This is a genomic window from Streptomyces nymphaeiformis (genome assembly GCF_014203895.1).
Classification (GTDB): domain Bacteria; phylum Actinomycetota; class Actinomycetes; order Streptomycetales; family Streptomycetaceae; genus Streptomyces; species Streptomyces nymphaeiformis.
This window is the reverse complement of the sequence record NZ_JACHJY010000008.1, coordinates 427,790-444,914: the sequence shown is the minus strand read 5'-3', so window position 1 is coordinate 444,914 and position 17,125 is coordinate 427,790. Positions and strand designations below refer to the sequence as shown.

11 protein-coding genes are annotated in these 17,125 nt (G+C 74.0%); 6 read left to right on the top strand and 5 right to left on the bottom strand.

What is annotated here, in order from left to right:
- Nucleotides 1-55: 55 nt before the first annotated feature.
- A complete protein-coding gene (locus GGE06_RS28060) occupies nucleotides 56-5,479 on the top strand; it encodes a trypsin-like peptidase domain-containing protein (RefSeq protein WP_184932082.1) in 5,424 nt (1,807 codons plus the stop codon).
- A gap of 6 nt (nucleotides 5,480-5,485) precedes the next feature.
- Nucleotides 5,486-6,559, top strand: a complete 1,074-nt coding sequence (locus GGE06_RS28055; RefSeq protein ID WP_116157857.1) for a trypsin-like serine peptidase — start codon at nucleotides 5,486-5,488, stop codon at nucleotides 6,557-6,559.
- Nucleotides 6,560-6,566: 7 nt separating this feature from the next.
- On the opposite strand, the gene GGE06_RS28050 is transcribed toward GGE06_RS28055, so the two are convergent.
- A complete protein-coding gene (locus GGE06_RS28050) occupies nucleotides 6,567-7,217 on the bottom strand; it encodes a maltokinase N-terminal cap-like domain-containing protein (protein WP_184932081.1) in 651 nt (216 codons plus the stop codon).
- Between the two features lie 132 nt (nucleotides 7,218-7,349).
- Between GGE06_RS28050 and GGE06_RS28045 the strand changes: the two genes are divergently transcribed.
- From GGE06_RS28045 to GGE06_RS28035, 3 genes are all read left to right on the top strand, one after another.
- Nucleotides 7,350-8,594, top strand: coding sequence for a serine hydrolase domain-containing protein (locus GGE06_RS28045; RefSeq protein WP_184932080.1), 1,245 nt, complete (start codon nucleotides 7,350-7,352; stop codon nucleotides 8,592-8,594).
- A gap of 101 nt (nucleotides 8,595-8,695) precedes the next feature.
- Nucleotides 8,696-9,160: a GreA/GreB family elongation factor gene (locus tag GGE06_RS28040; RefSeq protein ID WP_116157859.1), complete on the top strand. Its 465-nt coding sequence runs from the start codon at nucleotides 8,696-8,698 to the stop codon at nucleotides 9,158-9,160.
- 5 nt (nucleotides 9,161-9,165) lie between these two features.
- Nucleotides 9,166-9,963 (top strand): hypothetical protein, encoded by a 798-nt coding sequence (locus GGE06_RS28035; RefSeq protein ID WP_312883327.1) that lies wholly within the window; start codon nucleotides 9,166-9,168, stop codon nucleotides 9,961-9,963.
- A gap of 12 nt (nucleotides 9,964-9,975) precedes the next feature.
- Here the strand turns inward: GGE06_RS28035 and GGE06_RS28030 are convergent, their stop codons facing one another.
- The 3 genes from GGE06_RS28030 to GGE06_RS28020 are packed head-to-tail and all read right to left on the bottom strand — an operon-like array spanning nucleotide 9,976 to nucleotide 12,416.
- Entirely contained in the window at nucleotides 9,976-10,611 is a 636-nt protein-coding gene (locus tag GGE06_RS28030) for a DUF1345 domain-containing protein (protein WP_312883326.1), read from the bottom strand.
- 3 nt (nucleotides 10,612-10,614) lie between these two features.
- Nucleotides 10,615-11,430: a family 1 encapsulin nanocompartment shell protein gene (locus GGE06_RS28025; RefSeq protein ID WP_184932079.1), complete on the bottom strand. Its 816-nt coding sequence runs from the start codon at nucleotides 11,428-11,430 to the stop codon at nucleotides 10,615-10,617.
- A complete protein-coding gene (locus tag GGE06_RS28020; protein ID WP_116157862.1) occupies nucleotides 11,427-12,416 on the bottom strand; it encodes a Dyp-type peroxidase in 990 nt (329 codons plus the stop codon). Before GGE06_RS28020 ends, GGE06_RS28025 begins: the two co-directional genes overlap by 4 nt.
- 193 nt (nucleotides 12,417-12,609) lie before the next feature.
- On the opposite strand from GGE06_RS28020, the gene GGE06_RS28015 reads away from it, so the two are divergent.
- Nucleotides 12,610-14,940: an FdhF/YdeP family oxidoreductase gene (locus tag GGE06_RS28015; RefSeq protein WP_116157863.1), complete on the top strand. Its 2,331-nt coding sequence runs from the start codon at nucleotides 12,610-12,612 to the stop codon at nucleotides 14,938-14,940.
- A 7-nt stretch (nucleotides 14,941-14,947) separates the two neighbouring features.
- Here GGE06_RS28015 and GGE06_RS42830 read toward each other — a convergent pair whose 3' ends face one another.
- Nucleotides 14,948-17,074 (bottom strand): FUSC family protein, encoded by a 2,127-nt coding sequence (locus GGE06_RS42830; RefSeq protein WP_246532792.1) that lies wholly within the window; start codon nucleotides 17,072-17,074, stop codon nucleotides 14,948-14,950.
- Nucleotides 17,075-17,125 lie beyond the last annotated feature (51 nt).

Sequence of the window (17,125 nt, the reverse complement as noted above, 5' to 3'; positions counted from 1 at the left end):
CAGGTCCGGCGCCGGAGCGACCGGCGCTGCGCGCAGAGCGCCGGGCAGGTGCGGTATGCCGCTCACCGAGACGGAGTGGGGGCTCGTCGCCAGCTGGGTGCGGGACCACCTCCTCGACACCCCCGAGCCACGCGGTCGGCTACTGCGCGCGGGCCTTCCGGCCGACTTCGTCGAGGACCTGCCGCTCACCCCGGACCCCGACCGGAACGCCCTGCTCGTGGTCGCCGCGGCCCGCCGGGACATCGCCCACCAGCGCCGGCTGCTCTCCGTGCTCGCCGGTCTCGACGCGCTGGCCGCCATCGACGACCCGCACGGCTTCGAGCAGGGCGCGGAGGCCCGGAACCTGCTGACCCGGCTGCGGGAGGACGAGCGGCTGCGCCGTTCGCCCGGGGACCCGTTCCTCAGCACGCTCCTGAAGCACGGCACGGAGGTGTTCCTGGACCGGAGCGAGCTGCGCGAGAAGCTCCGGGGCTTCCTGGCCGACCCGGAGCAGACGGTCCTCGTGGTCGACGGGCCGCCGGACAGCGGCCGCTCCTACACGTACGAGCTGATCCGCCACCTCGGCCAGCACTGCGACTTCCGGCCGGTCCGGGTCACGCTCTCCCGGACGTCGACGGCGGCGCGGCTGATGGATCGGCTCTCGGCCTTCGTGGCCGGTCCCGAGGAGGACCGGCTTCCGTTGAACCCGACACGGTTGAACGATCCACTGCCCTGTTTCGAGGACGTGGCGCACCGGATCGTCGCCCGGGCGACCGCCGCCGAGGAGCGCTTCTGGCTGGTCCTCGACGACTGCGACCGGCTCGACCCGCACTCGGACGTGTGGGACTGCATCGGCGTCCTGGCGCGGGCGATCTACGAGCACACCCCGGTCCGCGCCGACACCGTGCCGCGCCTGGTCCTGCTCGGCTACGCGACGACGATGCGGCAGCTCCCGTACGAGATCCGCAAGAACGAGTGCCGCGACACGACCCGCCTCGCCGACGAGGGCGATCTCCGCGTGTTCTTCCGGGAGTTCTTCGCCGACACCGTCCCCGCCGGACAGGAGGCGACCGTCGGAGAGCTGACGGAGACGGCCGTGGCCGAGGTGCTCCGGGCCGTCGAGTCCCCGTCGAACGGCGACAGTCACATGCGACGCCTGTGCACGGCCGTGGAGGACGTCGTACGGCTCCACCGGGCGCTGCCGCCGACGTCTCCGCCGCCGGGCGAGGCCGGTCACGTGCTGCGCGACGCGCTGCGCACCAGCCTCGCCGCCCCCGCCGCCGCGCTGCCCGATCTGCGCCGCTCCTACCGCGAGGCCGCCTGCCTGCTCCGGGAGTTCGACCCCGCGGGGCTGCGGCTCCCCGGCGAGGAGCAGGCCACCGGGCGGGCCGTCCTGGAGCTCGTCGACGACTGCACGGCCCTGCCGGCGCCCGGGGCCACGGTGTGGGTGCTCAAGCCCGAGGTACGGGACGCGGCCCTGGCGGGCCTCGCGGGCCCCGGTGCCGCGCGTGACGCCCTACGGGCCAACATCGGCCTGCGGCCCGAGGGCCCCGGACCGGAACGCACCGCGCTCGCCCTGCTCACGGGCGCGGGTCTGCCGCCGCCGGAGGCCGGCCGGGACGAGGTCGAGGTGCTCTCCGACTCCCTCCAGGCCACGCTCTGGCTGAGCCGGGTGCCGGGAGTGACCGGGCTGCCCGAGGTCGACGAGGTGCAGCACCGCCTGGAGCAGGCCCGGCTGCTCCAGCCGATGCGCCGGCTCGTCCGGGGCACCTTCCACGGCCGCACCGCCGAGCTCGACGCCCTGCACGCGTACCTGGCGCTGCCCGAGGAGCCGGCGGAGCCGCCCGTCCTGATCCACGGCGTCGGCGGCATCGGCAAGAGCACCCTGCTCGCCAAGTTCCTCATCGACGCGCTCGCCGCCGCGGGACCCGGCGCGTTCCCCTTCGCCCACATCGACTTCGCGCGCCCCACGCTCTCCGTCCACGAACCCGCCACCGTGATCGCGGAGACGGCCCGGCAGCTCGGCGTCCACCACCCGTCCCACCGCGCCGCGTTCGAGGAGCTCGCCGACGAGTGCGAGCGGACGGCGGCGCTCCAGCGCGCCGAACGCAACGAGCTCGACGAGCTCTCCCAGCTGGCCGGCACCCGGGCGACGCTCGGCCGCGACTACTCCTCCGACTTCCACGCCCGGGCCAGCGCCCGCGAGCAGGAGCTCGCCCACCGGGCCGCGTCCCTGGTCGCCGAGGCCGTCCGTCCCGCGCCCGGCGAGCAGCGCCCGCCGCTGCTCGTGGTCGTCGACTCCTTCGAGGAGGCGCAGTACCGGGGCTCCCCCGTCATGGCCCGCATGTGGGCCGTCTGGACGGCCCTGCGGGCGGCCTACTCGCGACTGCGGTTCGTCGTCTGCGGGCGCGCGCCGATCGACCATCCGGCCAGGGTCCTGACCCCGCGCACGATGGAGCTGACCGAGCTGGACCACGAGGCCTCCGTGGACCTGCTGTTGTCCTCCGGGGTGGCCGACGAGCAGCTCGCCGAGGACCTCGTCGACCGGATCGGCGGCCATCCGCTGAGCCTCAAGCTGGCGGCCCGGACGGCGGTCGCCATCGGCGCCGACTCCCCCTCGCTCGGCGAGCTGCTGCGCGGACTGCCCTCCCGGCGCCGCTACTTCGACCGTCAGGTCGACCAGATGCTGATCCAGGGCACGCTGTACGACCGACTGCTCAACCACATCGCGGAGGACGACGTCCGGGCCCTCGTGCAGGCGGGTCTCGCCCTCCGCTTCATCACCCCCGACCTGATCCGGGAGGTCCTCGCCGGGCCGGCGGGGCTCGTCGTCGACAGTGCCGGGGAGGCCCGGCGGCTCTACGGTCTGCTCACCTCCCGGGCCGACCTGATGGAGTCGGCGGGACCGGAGGCCATCCGGCACCGCGACGATCTGCGGGCCATCATGCTGCGCCTCTCGGACAGTGCGCGGACCGATCTGATGCGGGCCGTGGACCGGCGGGCCGTCGCGTACTACGCGGCCCGCGAGGGGCCGCGGGACCGCGCCGAGGAGATCTACCACCGGCTCCGGCTCGGCGAGAACCCCCGTACGGTGGAGGCCCGTTGGGAGCCGGGCGTCGCCCCCTACCTGGGCGGCTCGGCGCACCGGGAGATGTCGCACCGCTCGGCGGCGTTCCTCCTCGGCAGGATCGGCGGCCACGTGCCCGACCAGATCATGACCGAGGCCGACCAGGAGGACTGGGAGCTGATCGCGGCCCGCGAGGTCGAGGACCTGCTCACCCAGGGGTACGTGGAGGCAGCGGGCCAGCGGCTCTCGGAGCGGCGGCCGTGGACGCCGTGCAGCAGGCTGCACGCGCTGCTCGCCGAGACCCTCGCCCGCTCCGGGCGGACCGCGGAGGCCCGCGAGGGTGCCCAGCGGGCCGTGGACCGGGCGGAGGAGGCGGGCTGCGCGGAGACGCAGCTCGAACTGCTCCAGCTGTCGGCGCGGCTCGCCCAGGACTCCGGCGCGTTCGCGGAGGCGGACCGTGACCTCCAGGAGGCGGAGGAGATCGCCTCGGGGCTCGGCCTGCGCCACGAGTCGCTGGGGGTGCTCGTCGCCCGGTCGCGTCTCGCGGCGCTCGCGGACGTCGACGCCGCCCCGGCGGAGGAACGCCTTGCCCGGACGCTGCGGGGGATGCCGGACGCGGACCTGGCCCGGCAGCCCTCGCTGGCCCGTACGGCGGCGGCCGCGGCGTACCGGGCGGACCCCCGGCTCCTGGAGCACACGCTGCGGCTCGTGGGACTTCCGGTGGACGAGGAGACGGTGGTCACCGAGCTGGCCCGCTGGATCGACGCCGCCCTCACGGACCAGCCGGGCCTGCGCGTGCCGCTGACCCGCATCCTGGAGTCCGCCGCCGGATCGGAGGGCTCCCCGGGCGGGGACCGCCCGGACCTGGAGCGGATCGAGCGGGACCTGCGGGAGGCGCGGCGGCGCGGCACCCTCGACAGCGTCGCCCGGCAGGCGCTCACGCTCCGGGACGGCAGCGGGGACCTGCTGCTCGGGGTGGCCTCCGCGATGGACGCGGGCCCGGCCCCGCGCGGCGCCGGCACTCCCCCGCCGCCTCCGCCCGGAGAGGACCTCCGTGACGGGTACGGCGCGGAGCCGGGGCCCGGTGCGCCTCCACCGGCAGCGGCCGACGAGGGGGACGGCGCGGAGCGGAGACTCCGGCTCCACGTCCGGCGGGGACGCACCGGTGCGCGGCCCCGCCGAGGAGGCACCGGCCGGTGGACCCGTTCCCGGCCGGGAGGGACCGGCCTGTGGACCCGACCGCCGCCGACCGCCGCCGGGGCGGCGCTCCGGAAGGTGCCGTTCCTGCCGCAGCCGGAGCTGGTCCGGGTGCGCAACGCCGCCATGGAGGCGGGGCTCGCCGACCGGAGCCTGCGCCAGGCGCTGCTCAAGGGCATCCCCGGCTACTTCACGGCCGAGCTCGAACCCCTCGACGACCCCCTGGAGCAGACGCACGCCGACCTGGACGCGATGAACCAGGTCGAGCGCCTCCTCGACGGTCTGGTGCCGCTGGAGATCTGGCTGCACAACGCGCTCGAGCAGACCCACGAGCCGGGCCCGCGCGCCGTCCTCCAGGGCGCCCTGGACACCGTGGCCCGGGCGATCACGGGCGAGGCGGAGCTTCCGGCGGAGATGATGCCCGGGGAGATGAAGGAGGAGATCGTCCTCCAGGACGACACCGTGCCGTACGAGTTCCTGCACGGCGGCATCCGGGCCGGCGCCTCCGTGGCGCTGCTGCGGATCCCGCCGTACGAGTCGGGGGAGCCGCTCCTGCCGGCGTACCCGCACGGAGGCACCGGCTGGATGATCGCCCCCGGGCTGCTGATCACCAACCACCACGTGGTGATGGCCCGTTCGTGGGAGGCGGGCGTCCGGCCGTACGTGAGCGACACGGACCTGCGGCTCCAGGCGCTGATGTCCCGATCCCGCTTCGACTTCGTCGAGAACGCGGCGGCCGCGCCGGAGGCGACGGCGGGTGAGCTCGCGGCCTGGGACGCGACGCTCGACTACGCCATCGTGCGGCTCTCCGCCGACCAGGAGGAGCGGCCGACGCTCCGGATCTCCACCAGGCCGCTGCTCGTCCGCGAGCGGCAGCGCGTCCCGGTCAACATCATCCAGCACCCGGGCGGACTGCCGAAGCGGGTCGCCCTCCGCAACAACCTGGTCTACCGGGCGGACGAGCACGACATCCTGTACTTCACCGACACCCGGGGCGGTTCCTCCGGCTCCCCGGTCTGCCTCGACGACTGGACGGTCGTGGGGCTGCACCGGGGGACGCGGAAGGTGGACGAGGTCGAGTTCCAGGGCGCCCGGACGCGGTTCGTGAACGTGGGCACCCAGATGAGCGGCATCCTGGCCCATCTCCGGGAGTTCCGGCCCGAGTTGTACGCGGAGATCATGGCGTCCCAGTCCGGGCGGCCGGCCCGGGGGGAACCGAACGCGAAGCCGAGGTGAGCGACCATGCCGAACGGACCACGGAGCGTGTCGCCGGTGGCGACCGGCGCCGAGCGGATCTTCGACGATCTGCGGGAGGTCGCCGCGCGGGTGCGCGCGGAACTGGAGGCGGAGATCGCCGAGTCGGCGCTCGAACTGCCCGCCGACGCGGCACCGGCCGCCGAGATCTCCCGCTTCGCCCGTGACGAGCGGGCCCGCGTCCTGGAGGCCGGGGTCAGCGGCCTGGAGAAGCTGGCCGCGCACCGCGAGGACGAGCTCGACGGGGACGAGACCTTCGGCGTGGAGGCGATCGTCCTCCTGGAGGGCCGGCCCGCCATCCTGGTGCAGCGCCAGGACTTCGCCCCGCAGCACGACGAGTGGGCGGTCCTGGAGCCGCAGCGGCCCGCGATCCGCGAGTCGCTCCTGCGGGTCGGCCGGGTCGAGGTCACCGGGCACCCCAGCCTCGACTGGATCGGCACGGCGTTCCTGGTGGGCCCGCGCACCGTGATGACGAACCGTCACGTGGCGGCGGAGTTCAGCCGCTTCGAGGACGAACGCTGGGCTCTGGAGTTCGGGATGTCGGCGCGGGTCGACCCGGCGGAGGAGCTGCCCGCCGAGGGCGGACCCCCCGGGCCCTCGGTGCCGTACGAGATCACCGACGTCATCGGCATCCACCCGGACGTCGACATGGCCCTGCTCCGGGTCGAGCCCGCGTCCGGGGACGGCCTGCCGACGCCGCTCGCGGTCGCGGCGGACGCGCCCGCGAGCCTGCCGGGCCGCCCGGTGTACGTGATCGGCTACCCGGCCTGGGACGGCCGGCGCAACGAGCCCGAGTCGATGCGCCGGATCTTCATGGACGTCTACAACGTGAAGCGGCTCCAGCCGGGCACGGCCACCGAGTTCACCCCGGGCGGTCTGGTGATGAAGCACGACTGCTCGACGCTCGGCGGCAACAGCGGCTCCCCGGTGTTCGACCTCGCGGACCACCGGGTCCTCGGGCTGCACTTCGGGGGCCGCTACCGCACGGGGAACTTCGCCGTCCCGCTGTGGGAGCTCGTGGAGGACCCGCTGCTTGAGAAGGCGGAGGTCAACTGGGTCTGAGCGGGCCCTACTCGGCGAGGGCGACGGCGTACGCGCCGCGGGCGGTGGTGCCGTCGGCGAGACGCCACTCGGCCGTGACCCGGCCGCGGCCGGGGCCGCCGTCCTCGCCGGGGCGCAGGACGCGCCGCACCCGGAGCGTCAGCGGCGCGGCCGCGCCGGTCTCCCGTACCACCACGTCGGTGTGGTCGGGGCCGTCCGTGACCCCTACGAGCTCCGCCCCGGTCCCGGCGGGAGCGAGCGAGGCGGCGACGGTGGGGTCGGGCGTGCTGTCGACGGACTGGGCCTGCGCCTCGGCCCGGCCGGCGAGCAGGGCGTACAACTCGGCGACGAGCACCGGGTCGTGGACGCCGTCGTAGATCCAGCGCGTGCCGAGGACACCGTGCTCGGAGGTGCCGATGAGGGCGTGCCCGGCGCCCTCCAAGGGCTCGCCGCGGTAGGTCATCGGGACCAGGTAGGTGACCGCGTCGGGACCGGCGCCGTCGGTGACCGCCATGAACTCGATGCCCACCTCGCCGGCCGGGTCGTCGAGCCGGAAGCCGCCCGTCTTCGCGGGGCGGGGCTCCTCGGCCCCGCCGGCGTACCAGGCACGGGTGGGCAGCCACGAGGCGAGCAGCTCCAGCTTGGTGGGCTGCATGGTGGTGTGGTGGATGACGGCCATCGTGCGCTTCTCCCTCTCGACCCGGGGTCAGAGATCCGCAACCTAACAGACGGACCGGGCCGCGATGCGAGGGCGTCCGCGCCGACCTAGCCTGGAGGTGGAGTGTTGTCCCCGGCCGGCAGGAGGCCCGCCGTGAGGTGCTCGCACACCCGGAACCGACGCGTCTGCGCGGCCCTCGCGGCCGTGGGCGTCCTCGTCGTCCCCGTCGGCGCGGGTGCGGCCTTCGCGGCCGAACCCCCCGGCCCCGCCGCCCTGGTGGCGGCGGCGCCCTCGCCCTCGGCGGACGCGAACTTCCCGGAACTCACCCCGGCCGTCGCCGCGCGCCTGGACCGGGCGATCCAGGACGTGATGAAGGAGACCGGTGTCCCGGGTGTCAGCGTCGCCCTCTCCGCTCCCGGCAAGGGGACGTACATCCGCTCCTTCGGCATCGCCGACAAGGCCACGGGAGAGCCCATGGACCCCGGGCTCTACATGCGGATCGGCAGCGAGACCAAGACCTTCACGGTGACCGCCCTGCTCGAACTGGTCGACCAGGGCAAGGTGGGCCTGGACGACCCGATCTCGAAGTACGTCGACGGCGTGCCGAACGGCGACAAGATCACCCTGCGCAACCTGGCGTCCATGCGCAGCGGTCTCTTCAACTACTCGGCGGACGAAGGCTTCTACAAGGCCCTCACGTCCGATCCGTACCGGCCCTTCACCCCGCAGGAGCTGCTCGCCTACTCCTTCAAGCACCCGATCCAGTTCCAGCCGGGCGCCGAGTTCGACTACTGCAACACGAACCTGATCCTGCTCGGTCTCGTCGTGGAGAAGGTCAGCGGGACTCCGCTGCACGAGTTCATCCAGAAGAACGTCGTCGAGCTGGCCGGCCTGCCCCACACGGTGTTCCCGACGGACGCCGCGTTCCCGAGCCCGCACGCCCACGGCTACACCGAGCAGACCGCCTCGGGGAAGCTGGAGGACTCCACCGACTGGAACCCGTCCTGGGGCTGGGCGGCCGGTGCGATGATCTCCGACCTCCAGGACCTCCGCACCTGGGCCCGTGTCGTGGCGACCGGCACCCTGCTGACGCCGAAGACGCAGGCCGAGCGGCTGCACACGTACCCCTCGGGCGTCCCCGGCGCCGGTTACGGCCTCGGCATCTTCGACATCCAGGGCTGGATCGGCCACAACGGCTCCCTGCCGGGCTACGAGTCGCTCACGGTCTACCTGCCGGAGGCGAAGGCCACGCTGGTGGTCCTCCTCAACACGGACGTCCTGCACGACAACAACGAGCCCAGCACGCTCTTCGGCCAGGCCATCACCCGCATCGTGACCCCGGACCACGTCTTCGACATCCCGGTGACGGAGCCCAAGCCGAGTCCGAGCGGAAGCTGACGCGCGTCCTTCCGCCCCACGACCACCTGCCTGTTAATCTCCGTTTCGTCCTGAATGATCCCCCGGCAGTCGTCCGTGCCGCCGCAGAATCGGGAGCAGCAATGACCGGTGGACCCGAGCCCATCAGCGCCGCAGGCCGGGAGGAGCTCGAACGCGAGCTCGCCGGTCTGCGCGTCGAACGCGAGGCCGTCGCCGCCACCCTGCGGGACGGCGGTGGCGACGAGGTCGGCGACCGGGCCGACGAGGCCGACGAGTTGCAGCGCGGCGACGACCTCGACCGCCTCGACACCCGTATCACCGAGATCGAGGGGCGGCTCGAGGAGGCGTCCGTCGCAGGGGCTCCGTCCACCGACGCGGTCGGTGTCGGCAGCAGCGTGACCGTGCGGTTCGAGGACGGCACCGAGTCGACCCTCCACATCGGCGAGCTCGCGAACGCCCTCGACGCGACGCTGGTCACCGCCGACAGCCCGCTCGGCCGGGCTCTGCTCGGCCACCGGGCCGGTGACACCGTCACGTACGACACGCCCGAGGGCCGGACGACCGCGGTCGTGCTCTCGCTCGGCTGACGGCGGTGGGGGAGCAACAACTCAGGAAGGCCGACCGCAAGGGCGGCCCCGGGCACACCGTCCTGCTCGCGCTGGCCCTCGCCGTGCCGGTCACGAAGCTGGCGTACACGGTCGGCGGCGGTGACGCCGTCCGTGACGTGCTGGTCGGGATGGAGCCGGCGAACTGGCCGGACGTCCTCGTCGGCATGGTCATCACGGACCCGCTCCTCGGGTCCGTCCTCGCCGTCGTCGTCTCCCGGGTGGTCTTCGCCCTGTTCGCCGCGCGCGGCGCGGTCCCCCTCGGCGGCGGACCGGCGGGGACCCTGCGGCGGGCGGCGCTCACGCTCGTCAACCCGATCGCCGTGGGGATCATCGACGCCTGCTTCTTCGGCCCGTGGTGGGGACTCGCCACCGGGCTCGGGGCCTTCGCGCTGCGCCAGGGCGTGGTCGTGGAGTACCGCACGGGACGCCGCCGGCCGCACCAGCACCGCGAGCAGGACGGCGCCGGGCACGGCGATCCCGGCTACCGGCCGCCCGTCTGGCTGCGCAGGGCCGCCGGGGCGGAGCAGTGGGCGGCCCTGTCCCTGACGGTGGTCGTGCTGCCGTTCCTGGCGTTCGCGTCGGCACTCGACGGGCAGGCGTGGACGGGGATCGTCGAGTGCCGGGTCACGGACGGCACCCGGACCGGGAGCGACCGGCTGATCGAGCTGAGCCGCGAGGGCGACGGCGTGGTCGGCTGGAACCTCGACTCGGAGCAGATCTCCAACGGCCTCGGGTGCGTGAGCGAGGAGAGCCGCTACGTACGCGAGCCGTGGTGGCGCTGAGACCCGCCCCGGTCAGCCGGTGACGATCCCGGTGACGAGGTTGATGGTGGTGGCCAGGATGCTCGCCCCGAAGACGTACGACAGCAGGCAGTGCCGCAGGACGATCGACCGGACCGTGGCACTGGAGACGTTCGTGTCGGAGACCTGGTAGGTCATGCCGAGGTTGAAGCTGAAGTAGAGGAAGTCGCTGTACTTCGGCGGGGACGGGGAGTTGAAGTCGATCCCGCCGCCGGGCTTCAGGGCGTAGTAGAGGTACGCGTACCTCGTGGCGTACATGAGGTGGAGCGCCGCCCAGGCCATGAAGACGCCGCAGAGCGCCGTCGCCGCCGCCGCGTGGCTGAGGTCGGTGCGGCCGACCAGCAGCAGCACCACGATGCCGACGAGCCCGCACAGGGAGGTCGCGACGACGACGAGTTCCTCGACCACGGGCCGGAACTCCTCGCGCCGGACGTTGTGGTGGGTCGTGGCGGCGTCCATGGGCCACAGGACGATCCAGCCGGTGACGACGAAGAGGGTCTCTGCGGCAGCGATGCCGGCGAGGACGCCCAGCGGCGCGTGGGTCAGTGCCGCCACGGACGCGCCGGCCGCCGCGCCGCCGAACGCCGACGCGACGAGCCGGGGCACGGCGCCGGACAGGCGTCGGTCCACGGTTCAGGGCTCCAGGACGACGACGGCCTCGTCCGTGTAGGCCAGGAAGGTCAGGGTCTCCTGGAGGTACAGCTGCACACTGGTCGCGTCGTGCGCGGTGTAGCCGATCGCCACGTCCTGGCCGAGGCGCAGTTCGAAGTCGCCGCCGCGGGTGGAGAGGACGAATCCGCCGTCGAGGGCGGGCGCCCAGATCGGGGAGCCGTCGAGCATCCGGGCGAGGTGGGCGGCGATCGGGTAGCCGTGGTCGGAGGTCTCGCTAACCGCCCGGTACTGGTCGGCGCCGAGCAGCAGCGCGTACGGACCGTCGACGCCGGCGAGCCGCAGGGCGGTGAGGGCCCGGCTGACCGCGTCGGGGTAGTCGCGGGGTTCGGTCGGCAGCCGCACCGGCGGGTTCGAGCTGCGGGCGCGCAGGCCCTCGACGCCGGCGGCCTCGTACCCCTCGAAGACCATGCGGTCCTCGATGAGCGCGAGCGCGCGGGCCGCGTCCTTGACGGGCTGCCAGTCGGAGTCCTTCGAGCCGCGCTCGACGTCGTCGACGGCGGCCCGGTCGACGGTGAACGGCACCCGGACCTCGACGAGCGGCCGTGCCTCGCGCAGCCGTGCCGTGACGCCGGGCGCGGGCTCCGCCAGGTCGGTCAGGTGCCCCGTACCGACGGCCGAGAGCTCCGGTCCCGCCGGGTCGGGGACGTCGACGACACGGCGGCCCGCGACGTTGCGCCGGAAGGTGCGGCGGGCCTCCTCCTCGATCTCGGCCCACGCGGCGGCGGTGATCGGGGCGAGTTCGCGGTGGAGGTTGCTGGTGGACTCGGGGGACGTCATGGGGCGAGGGCTCCTTTCAGGCTGCCGATGCCGAGGGTCGTCCCGGGGATCGCGGCGGCCGAGGGGGCGGGGAGGTCGTCGAGGAGGCCGGCGCTCGGCACGAAGAAGAGGCCGCCGGTGACGGCCCGGGAGAAGTCGAGGATGCGGTCCGTGGTGCCGGGGGGATCGCCGAGGAACATGTTGCGGAGCATCCGCTCGGTCACGGCGGGCGTCCGCGCGTAGCCGATGAAGTAGGTGCCGAACTCGCCGGTGCCGACCTGGCCGAACGGCATGTTGGCGCGGAAGATCTGCTGCTGGACGCCGTTCTCGTCGGTGACCGTGTTCAGCGCGACGTGCGAGTCCGCCGGTTTGACGTCGTCGGGCAGCTCGATGTTGGACCCCTTGCCGCGCCCGATGACGTGCTCCTGCTGCTCGACGGTGAGCGCGTCCCAGGCCGGCATGTCGTGCACGTACTTCTGGACGACGACGTAGCTGCCGCCGCGGAAGTCCGGGTCCTCGTCGCCGATGTGGACCGCGTCGGCGGCCGTCGTGCCGTCGGGGTTCTCGCTGCCGTCGACGAAGCCGAGCAGGTCGCGGTCGTCGAAGTACGCGAAGCCGTGCACCTCGTCGACGACGGTCACCGCCGCGCCCAGGGCGGCCACGATGTGCCGGGCCAGCTCGAAGCAGAGGTCCAGGCGCCGGGCCCGCAGGTGGAAGAGCAGGTCGCCGGGGGTGGCCGGGGCTCGGTGGCGGGGGCCCCGCAGGGTCGGGAAGGGGTGCAGCTCGCGGGGGCGGGGGCCGCCGACGAGCCGGTCCCAGCCCGTGGAGCCGATGCCGGCGACGCAGGTGAGCCCGGCGTCGGGGTGCCGGAACGCCACCGAACGGGTCAGTCCCGACAGGTCCCGGAGCGCCTCCCGCACCGCGCTCTCGCCGCCCGGGTTGACGGTGGCCACCAGGAAGACGGCCGCCCGGGCGGGCGGGGCGACGACGGGCTGGGGTACGACCATGACGCTCCCACGAGAGATGACCGGAATGTAGAGGAAAGGGACAGAGCCAGCGTAGGTGCGCATGATCCGGTACGCAGCCCGGCGGCCGCTCAGCGGGCGCGGGTGGCGGGCGCGGGGTGGCGGGCTTAGCCTGCCCAGGGGGTCCTTCTGTCCATCATGCCCATGCGTCCGCAGGGCGAGAGGATGAGGCGCCTTGAGCACCGACCAGGACGAGAGCACGGCCCGGGACGAGCGGGAGCCCCTCGGACACCGGGTGGGACCGGCCCCCGAGGGCGATCCGGAATTCCGTCCGTACCACCATCCGGCCGCCGGCTGGGGCGCCGCGAAGAGCGTGACGAACTTCCTGGTGCGCGAGGGCGCGCTGGTCGACGGGCCGCGCGCCATCATGCGGATGAACCACGAGAACACCGGCTTCGACTGTCCCGGCTGCGCCTGGCCCGACGACACCAAGGGCCTCCACCTGGACATCTGCGAGAACGGCATCAAACACGTCACCTGGGAGATGACCCGCAAGCGGGTCGGGCGCGAGTTCTTCGCCGCCCACTCGGTGACCGAGCTCGCCGGGTGGAGCGACTACGACCTGGAGAACGAGGGCCGCCTCACCGAGCCGATGGTCTACGACCCCGAGTCGGACCACTACGTCCCGATCAGCTGGAAGGACGCCTTCGCGCTCGTCGGCCGCACCCTGCGCGGCCTCGACGACCCGAACCGGGCCGCGTTCTACACCTCGGGCCGGCTCGGCAACGAGGCCACGTTCCTGTACCAGCTGATGGCCCGCGAGCTGGGCACCAACAACCTGCCCGACTGCTCCAACATGTGCCACGAGGCCAGCGGTCGCGCCCTCCAGGCCTCCCTGGGCACCGGAAAGGGCACCGTCGACCTCCAGGACTGGGAGACCGCCGACGCGCTGTTCATCTTCGGCGTCAACGCCGCCTCGAACGCGCCCCGGATGCTGACCGCCCTCGCCGAGGCCCATCACCGCGGCGCGCAGATCGTGCACGTCAACCCGCTCGTCGAGGCCGCCGCCACCCGCACGATCGTCCCGCACGACTTCACGGACATGGCGCTGTTCAAGACGACGAAGACCAGCACGCTCAACCTCCAGCCGCGCATCGGCGGCGACATGGCGCTCGTACGGGGCATGGCGAAGGCGATCCTGGAGCAGGCGTCGACGGACCCGAAGGCCCTGGACCGGGAGTTCATCGAGCGACACACGTCCGGCTTCGAGGAGTACCGGGCGCTGTGCGAGGCCACCCCGTGGGAGGAGCTCGAACGGCAGTCGGGGCTGAGCCGCGACGACATCCTCAGGGCCGCGCGCGTGTACGGCGAGGCCGACCGCTCCATCGTCAGCTGGTGCCTCGGCATCACCCAGCACGAGCACGGCGTCGACACCGTCCGGGAGATCGTGAACCTGCTGCTGCTCCGCGGCAACCTCGGCCGGGAGGGCGCGGGCCCCTCCCCCGTGCGCGGCCACAGCAACGTCCAGGGCAACCGCACCTGCGGCATCGACCACCGCCCGAGCGAGGAGTTCCTGGACCGGCTCGCCGAGGTCTGCGGGATCCAGCCGCCCCGCGCCCACGGCAAGGACACCGTCGCGAGCGTCAAGGCCATGCACGACGGCGGGATCAGCGTCTTCGTCGGCATGGGCGGCAACTTCGCGCTCGCCGCTCCCGACACCCCGTACACCTACGCGGCGCTGCGCAACTGCGAGCTCACCGTCCAGGTCAGCACCAAGCTGAACCGCAGCCACATCGTGCACGGGCGGCAGGCCCTCATCCTCCCCTGCCTCGGCCGGACCGAGAAGGACCACCAGCGCAAGGGGATCCAGAGCACCTCGGTCGAGGACTCGATGAGCATGGTGCACCTGTCCGTCGGCATGAAGAAGCCCGCCTCGCCGCACCTGCTCTCCGAGCCGGCGATCGTCGCCGGCATGGCGCGCGCCGCGCTGCCCGACAGCGCGACGCCGTGGGAGTGGTACGTCGAGGACTACGACCGCATCCGGGACACCATGGCCCGCGCGCTCGACGGCTTCGAGGACTTCAACCGGCGCGTACGGCTGCCGCTCGGCTTCCGCATCAAGCAGCCCGCCCGCGAGCTGGTCTTCCTCACCCCGTCCGGGCGCGCCGAGTTCTCCGCCGCCGAGCTGCCCGACGTGGTGCCCGCGCCCGGCACCCTGGCGCTCGGCACCATGCGCTCCCACGACCAGTGGAACACCACGATCTACTCCGACAACGACCGCTACCGGGGCATCAGGAACCTCCGCACGCTGGTCTTCATGAACCGGGCGGACATGCGCGAGCGCGGGATCGCCGACATGGGCGCCGTCGACATCACGAGCACCGCGAAGGACGGCAGCCGGCGGCATCTCAACGGCTACCTCGCCGTCCCGTACGACATCCCGCGCGGCTGCGCGGCCGGCTACATGCCGGAGATGAACGTGCTGTGCGCGCTCGGCGACTACAGCACCCAGAGCGATCAGCCGATCATGAAGCACGTCAAGGTGACGATCGAGCCAGCTTCCTGACGCTCCGTCACTCCTGGCGGACCAGCCGGTCCAGGAGGAGGTACGCACGGCGTTCGGCGGCGGCGAGCTCGGTGGGGTCGATCTCGGCCGGCCAGAGCTCGCCCGCCGCCGCGTCGTCGGCCTCCCGCAGCTCCACGGCGGCCGCCGCGAGCCGCGCCTGCACGAGCGGGAACGACGCCACGGCCCCTTCCTCCAGGGCCCGTTCGGCCTGCTCCGAGGCCCCCGCGCAGGCCGCGAGCGCGCGCTCCGCCCGTACCGCCGCCCGGTCGTGGACCACCAGCAGCGCGCAGCCGAGCCCGACGACGACGCCCAGCGCGCTGCTCAGCGCCCGGTCCCGCACGAGGGCCCCGGCCGGTGCGGGCGCGGCCAGATCGGTGAGGAGCAGCGCCAGCGGGGTGAGGAAGACGACGCCGAGGCCGTAGTTGCGGGCGACGACGTACTCCAGGAGGAACTCGAAGAGCACGATCACCAGGACCAGCACCACCGGCCCGGGGCCCAGGGCGAGGACACCGAGGGCGAGCAGGAGGCCCGCGACGGTGCCGAGGGTGCGCTGGACGGCCCGCTGGGCCGCCGTCCGCACGTTGACCGAGTGGAGAACGGCGGCGGCGGAGATCGCCGCCCAGTAGCCGTGCCCGAGCCCGAGGAGGAGCGCGGCCCCGCCCGCGAGACCGGTGCCGAGGACCATCCGCAGCGCGGGCACGAGAAGAACGGCCGCGCGGCCGTGGGCGGGCCCTGCCACGAGGACGGCGGCGCGGAGCTCGGTGGCGCGGAGGGTGGTGGGGTCGACTGGGCCGGGGGCGGGCGCGGAGGCGCTGGTGGTGGGGTCGGGGTGTCCGGTGGTGGCGTCGGGCGACCCGGCGGCAGCCCTGGGGGACCCGGTGGTGGCGTCGGGCGACCCGGCGGCAGCCCTGGGCGGCCCGGTCGTGGCGTCGGGCGACCCGGCGGCAGCCCTGGGTGCCCCGGTCGTGGCGTCACGCGACCTGGCAGCGGCCCCGGGCGGCCCGGTCGTGGCGTCGGGCGACCCGGCAGCAGCCCCGGGCGGCCCGGTCGTGGCGTCACGCGACCCGGCAGCAGCCCTGGGCGGCCCGGTCGTGGCGTCGGGCGACCCGGCAGCAGCCCCGGGCGGCCCGGTCGTGGCGTCACGCGACCCGGCAGCAGTCCCAGAGGCCCCGGTGCCGGGTGCGTGCCGCCCGGTCGGGGCGGTGGGCGATCCTGAAGACCCGTCCGGGCGGGCCGGCATGCCGGCCTGGGCGATCAGGACCGGGAGGGCCAGTTCCGGCAGGAGCCGCGGGGGCCGTCGGCGGCGGCTGACCAGTACCCGGACCTGGCGGCGCAGGTTGCGGGCCAAGCGGGCCGGGTCGCTCGGTGGGCGGCGGGCGGAGCCGACGAGCAGCGACCAGGAGAGGTCGGCGAGACGGACGCAGGTGTCGTCGCGGCCGTGCCGGTCGGCACCCGAGGGAGGCAGGACGCCGAGCGTGCGGTACGCCTGGAGCACGGCGGCTGTGGCCCGGTGCCGTACGGGACCGGTTCCGCCGGCCTCCCACAGGTCCGCGAGCTCGCGCAGCGCGGCGGCGACGGCGAGCCGTTGCGGGCGGTCCGGGTGCAGGAGCCCGCCCGCCACCGCGAGGACCCAGGCGACGGCCGCGCCGCAGGCGGCCAAACCGGCCTGCGGCAGGACGTCGGCGGGGGTCGACGCCCCGTTGGCGGCCACCGCGAAGGAGAACAGCAGCAGCACCGCGCCGAGCCCGCTGAGCCGGGCCGCGTCGCAGGCGAGCTTCGCGAGCCCGGCGACCAGGGCCGTGGCCGCGACCGTGACGGCGGCGCCCGCTCCCCCGTTCCGGGGCTGGGCCCAGGCGGCGAGCGCCGCGCCGCAGCCCACGCACGCGGTCATCGCCACGGCGACGACGGCGAGCACCCGGGCCCGGCGCGCGTACGGCAGATTGCGGCCAAAGGTGGTGGTGAAGGACCCCAGCATCGTGGAGACGGCGAGGTCGGCCCGCCCGGCGAGCGCCAGCGGCAGCGCGGGCAGCGCCATGGCGAGCGCGGCGCGCAGGGCGAAGGACAGGGCTCCGTCCACGCTCTGCAGGGCGAGCGCGCCTCTCGGGGAGAGGGCGCGACCGAGGCGTTTGTGCATGACCCGATCACCCTCGGCGAATTCGTTTCGCAAGTCAAAGAGGCAATTCCG

What these genes read in the sequence shown, in the direction of transcription:
- GGE06_RS28060 (WP_184932082.1), top strand. Translation starts at nt 56, where the DNA reads ATGCCGCTCACCGAGACGGAGTGGGGGCTCGTCGCCAGCTGGGTGCGG.
- GGE06_RS28055 (WP_116157857.1), top strand. Translation starts at nt 5,486, where the DNA reads ATGCCGAACGGACCACGGAGCGTGTCGCCGGTGGCGACCGGCGCCGAG.
- GGE06_RS28050 (WP_184932081.1), bottom strand. Translation starts at nt 7,217, where the DNA reads ATGGCCGTCATCCACCACACCACCATGCAGCCCACCAAGCTGGAGCTG.
- GGE06_RS28040 (WP_116157859.1), top strand. Translation starts at nt 8,696, where the DNA reads ATGACCGGTGGACCCGAGCCCATCAGCGCCGCAGGCCGGGAGGAGCTC.
- GGE06_RS28025 (WP_184932079.1), bottom strand. Translation starts at nt 11,430, where the DNA reads ATGACGTCCCCCGAGTCCACCAGCAACCTCCACCGCGAACTCGCCCCG.
- GGE06_RS28020 (WP_116157862.1), bottom strand. Translation starts at nt 12,416, where the DNA reads ATGGTCGTACCCCAGCCCGTCGTCGCCCCGCCCGCCCGGGCGGCCGTC.
- GGE06_RS42830 (WP_246532792.1), bottom strand. Translation starts at nt 17,074, where the DNA reads ATGCACAAACGCCTCGGTCGCGCCCTCTCCCCGAGAGGCGCGCTCGCC.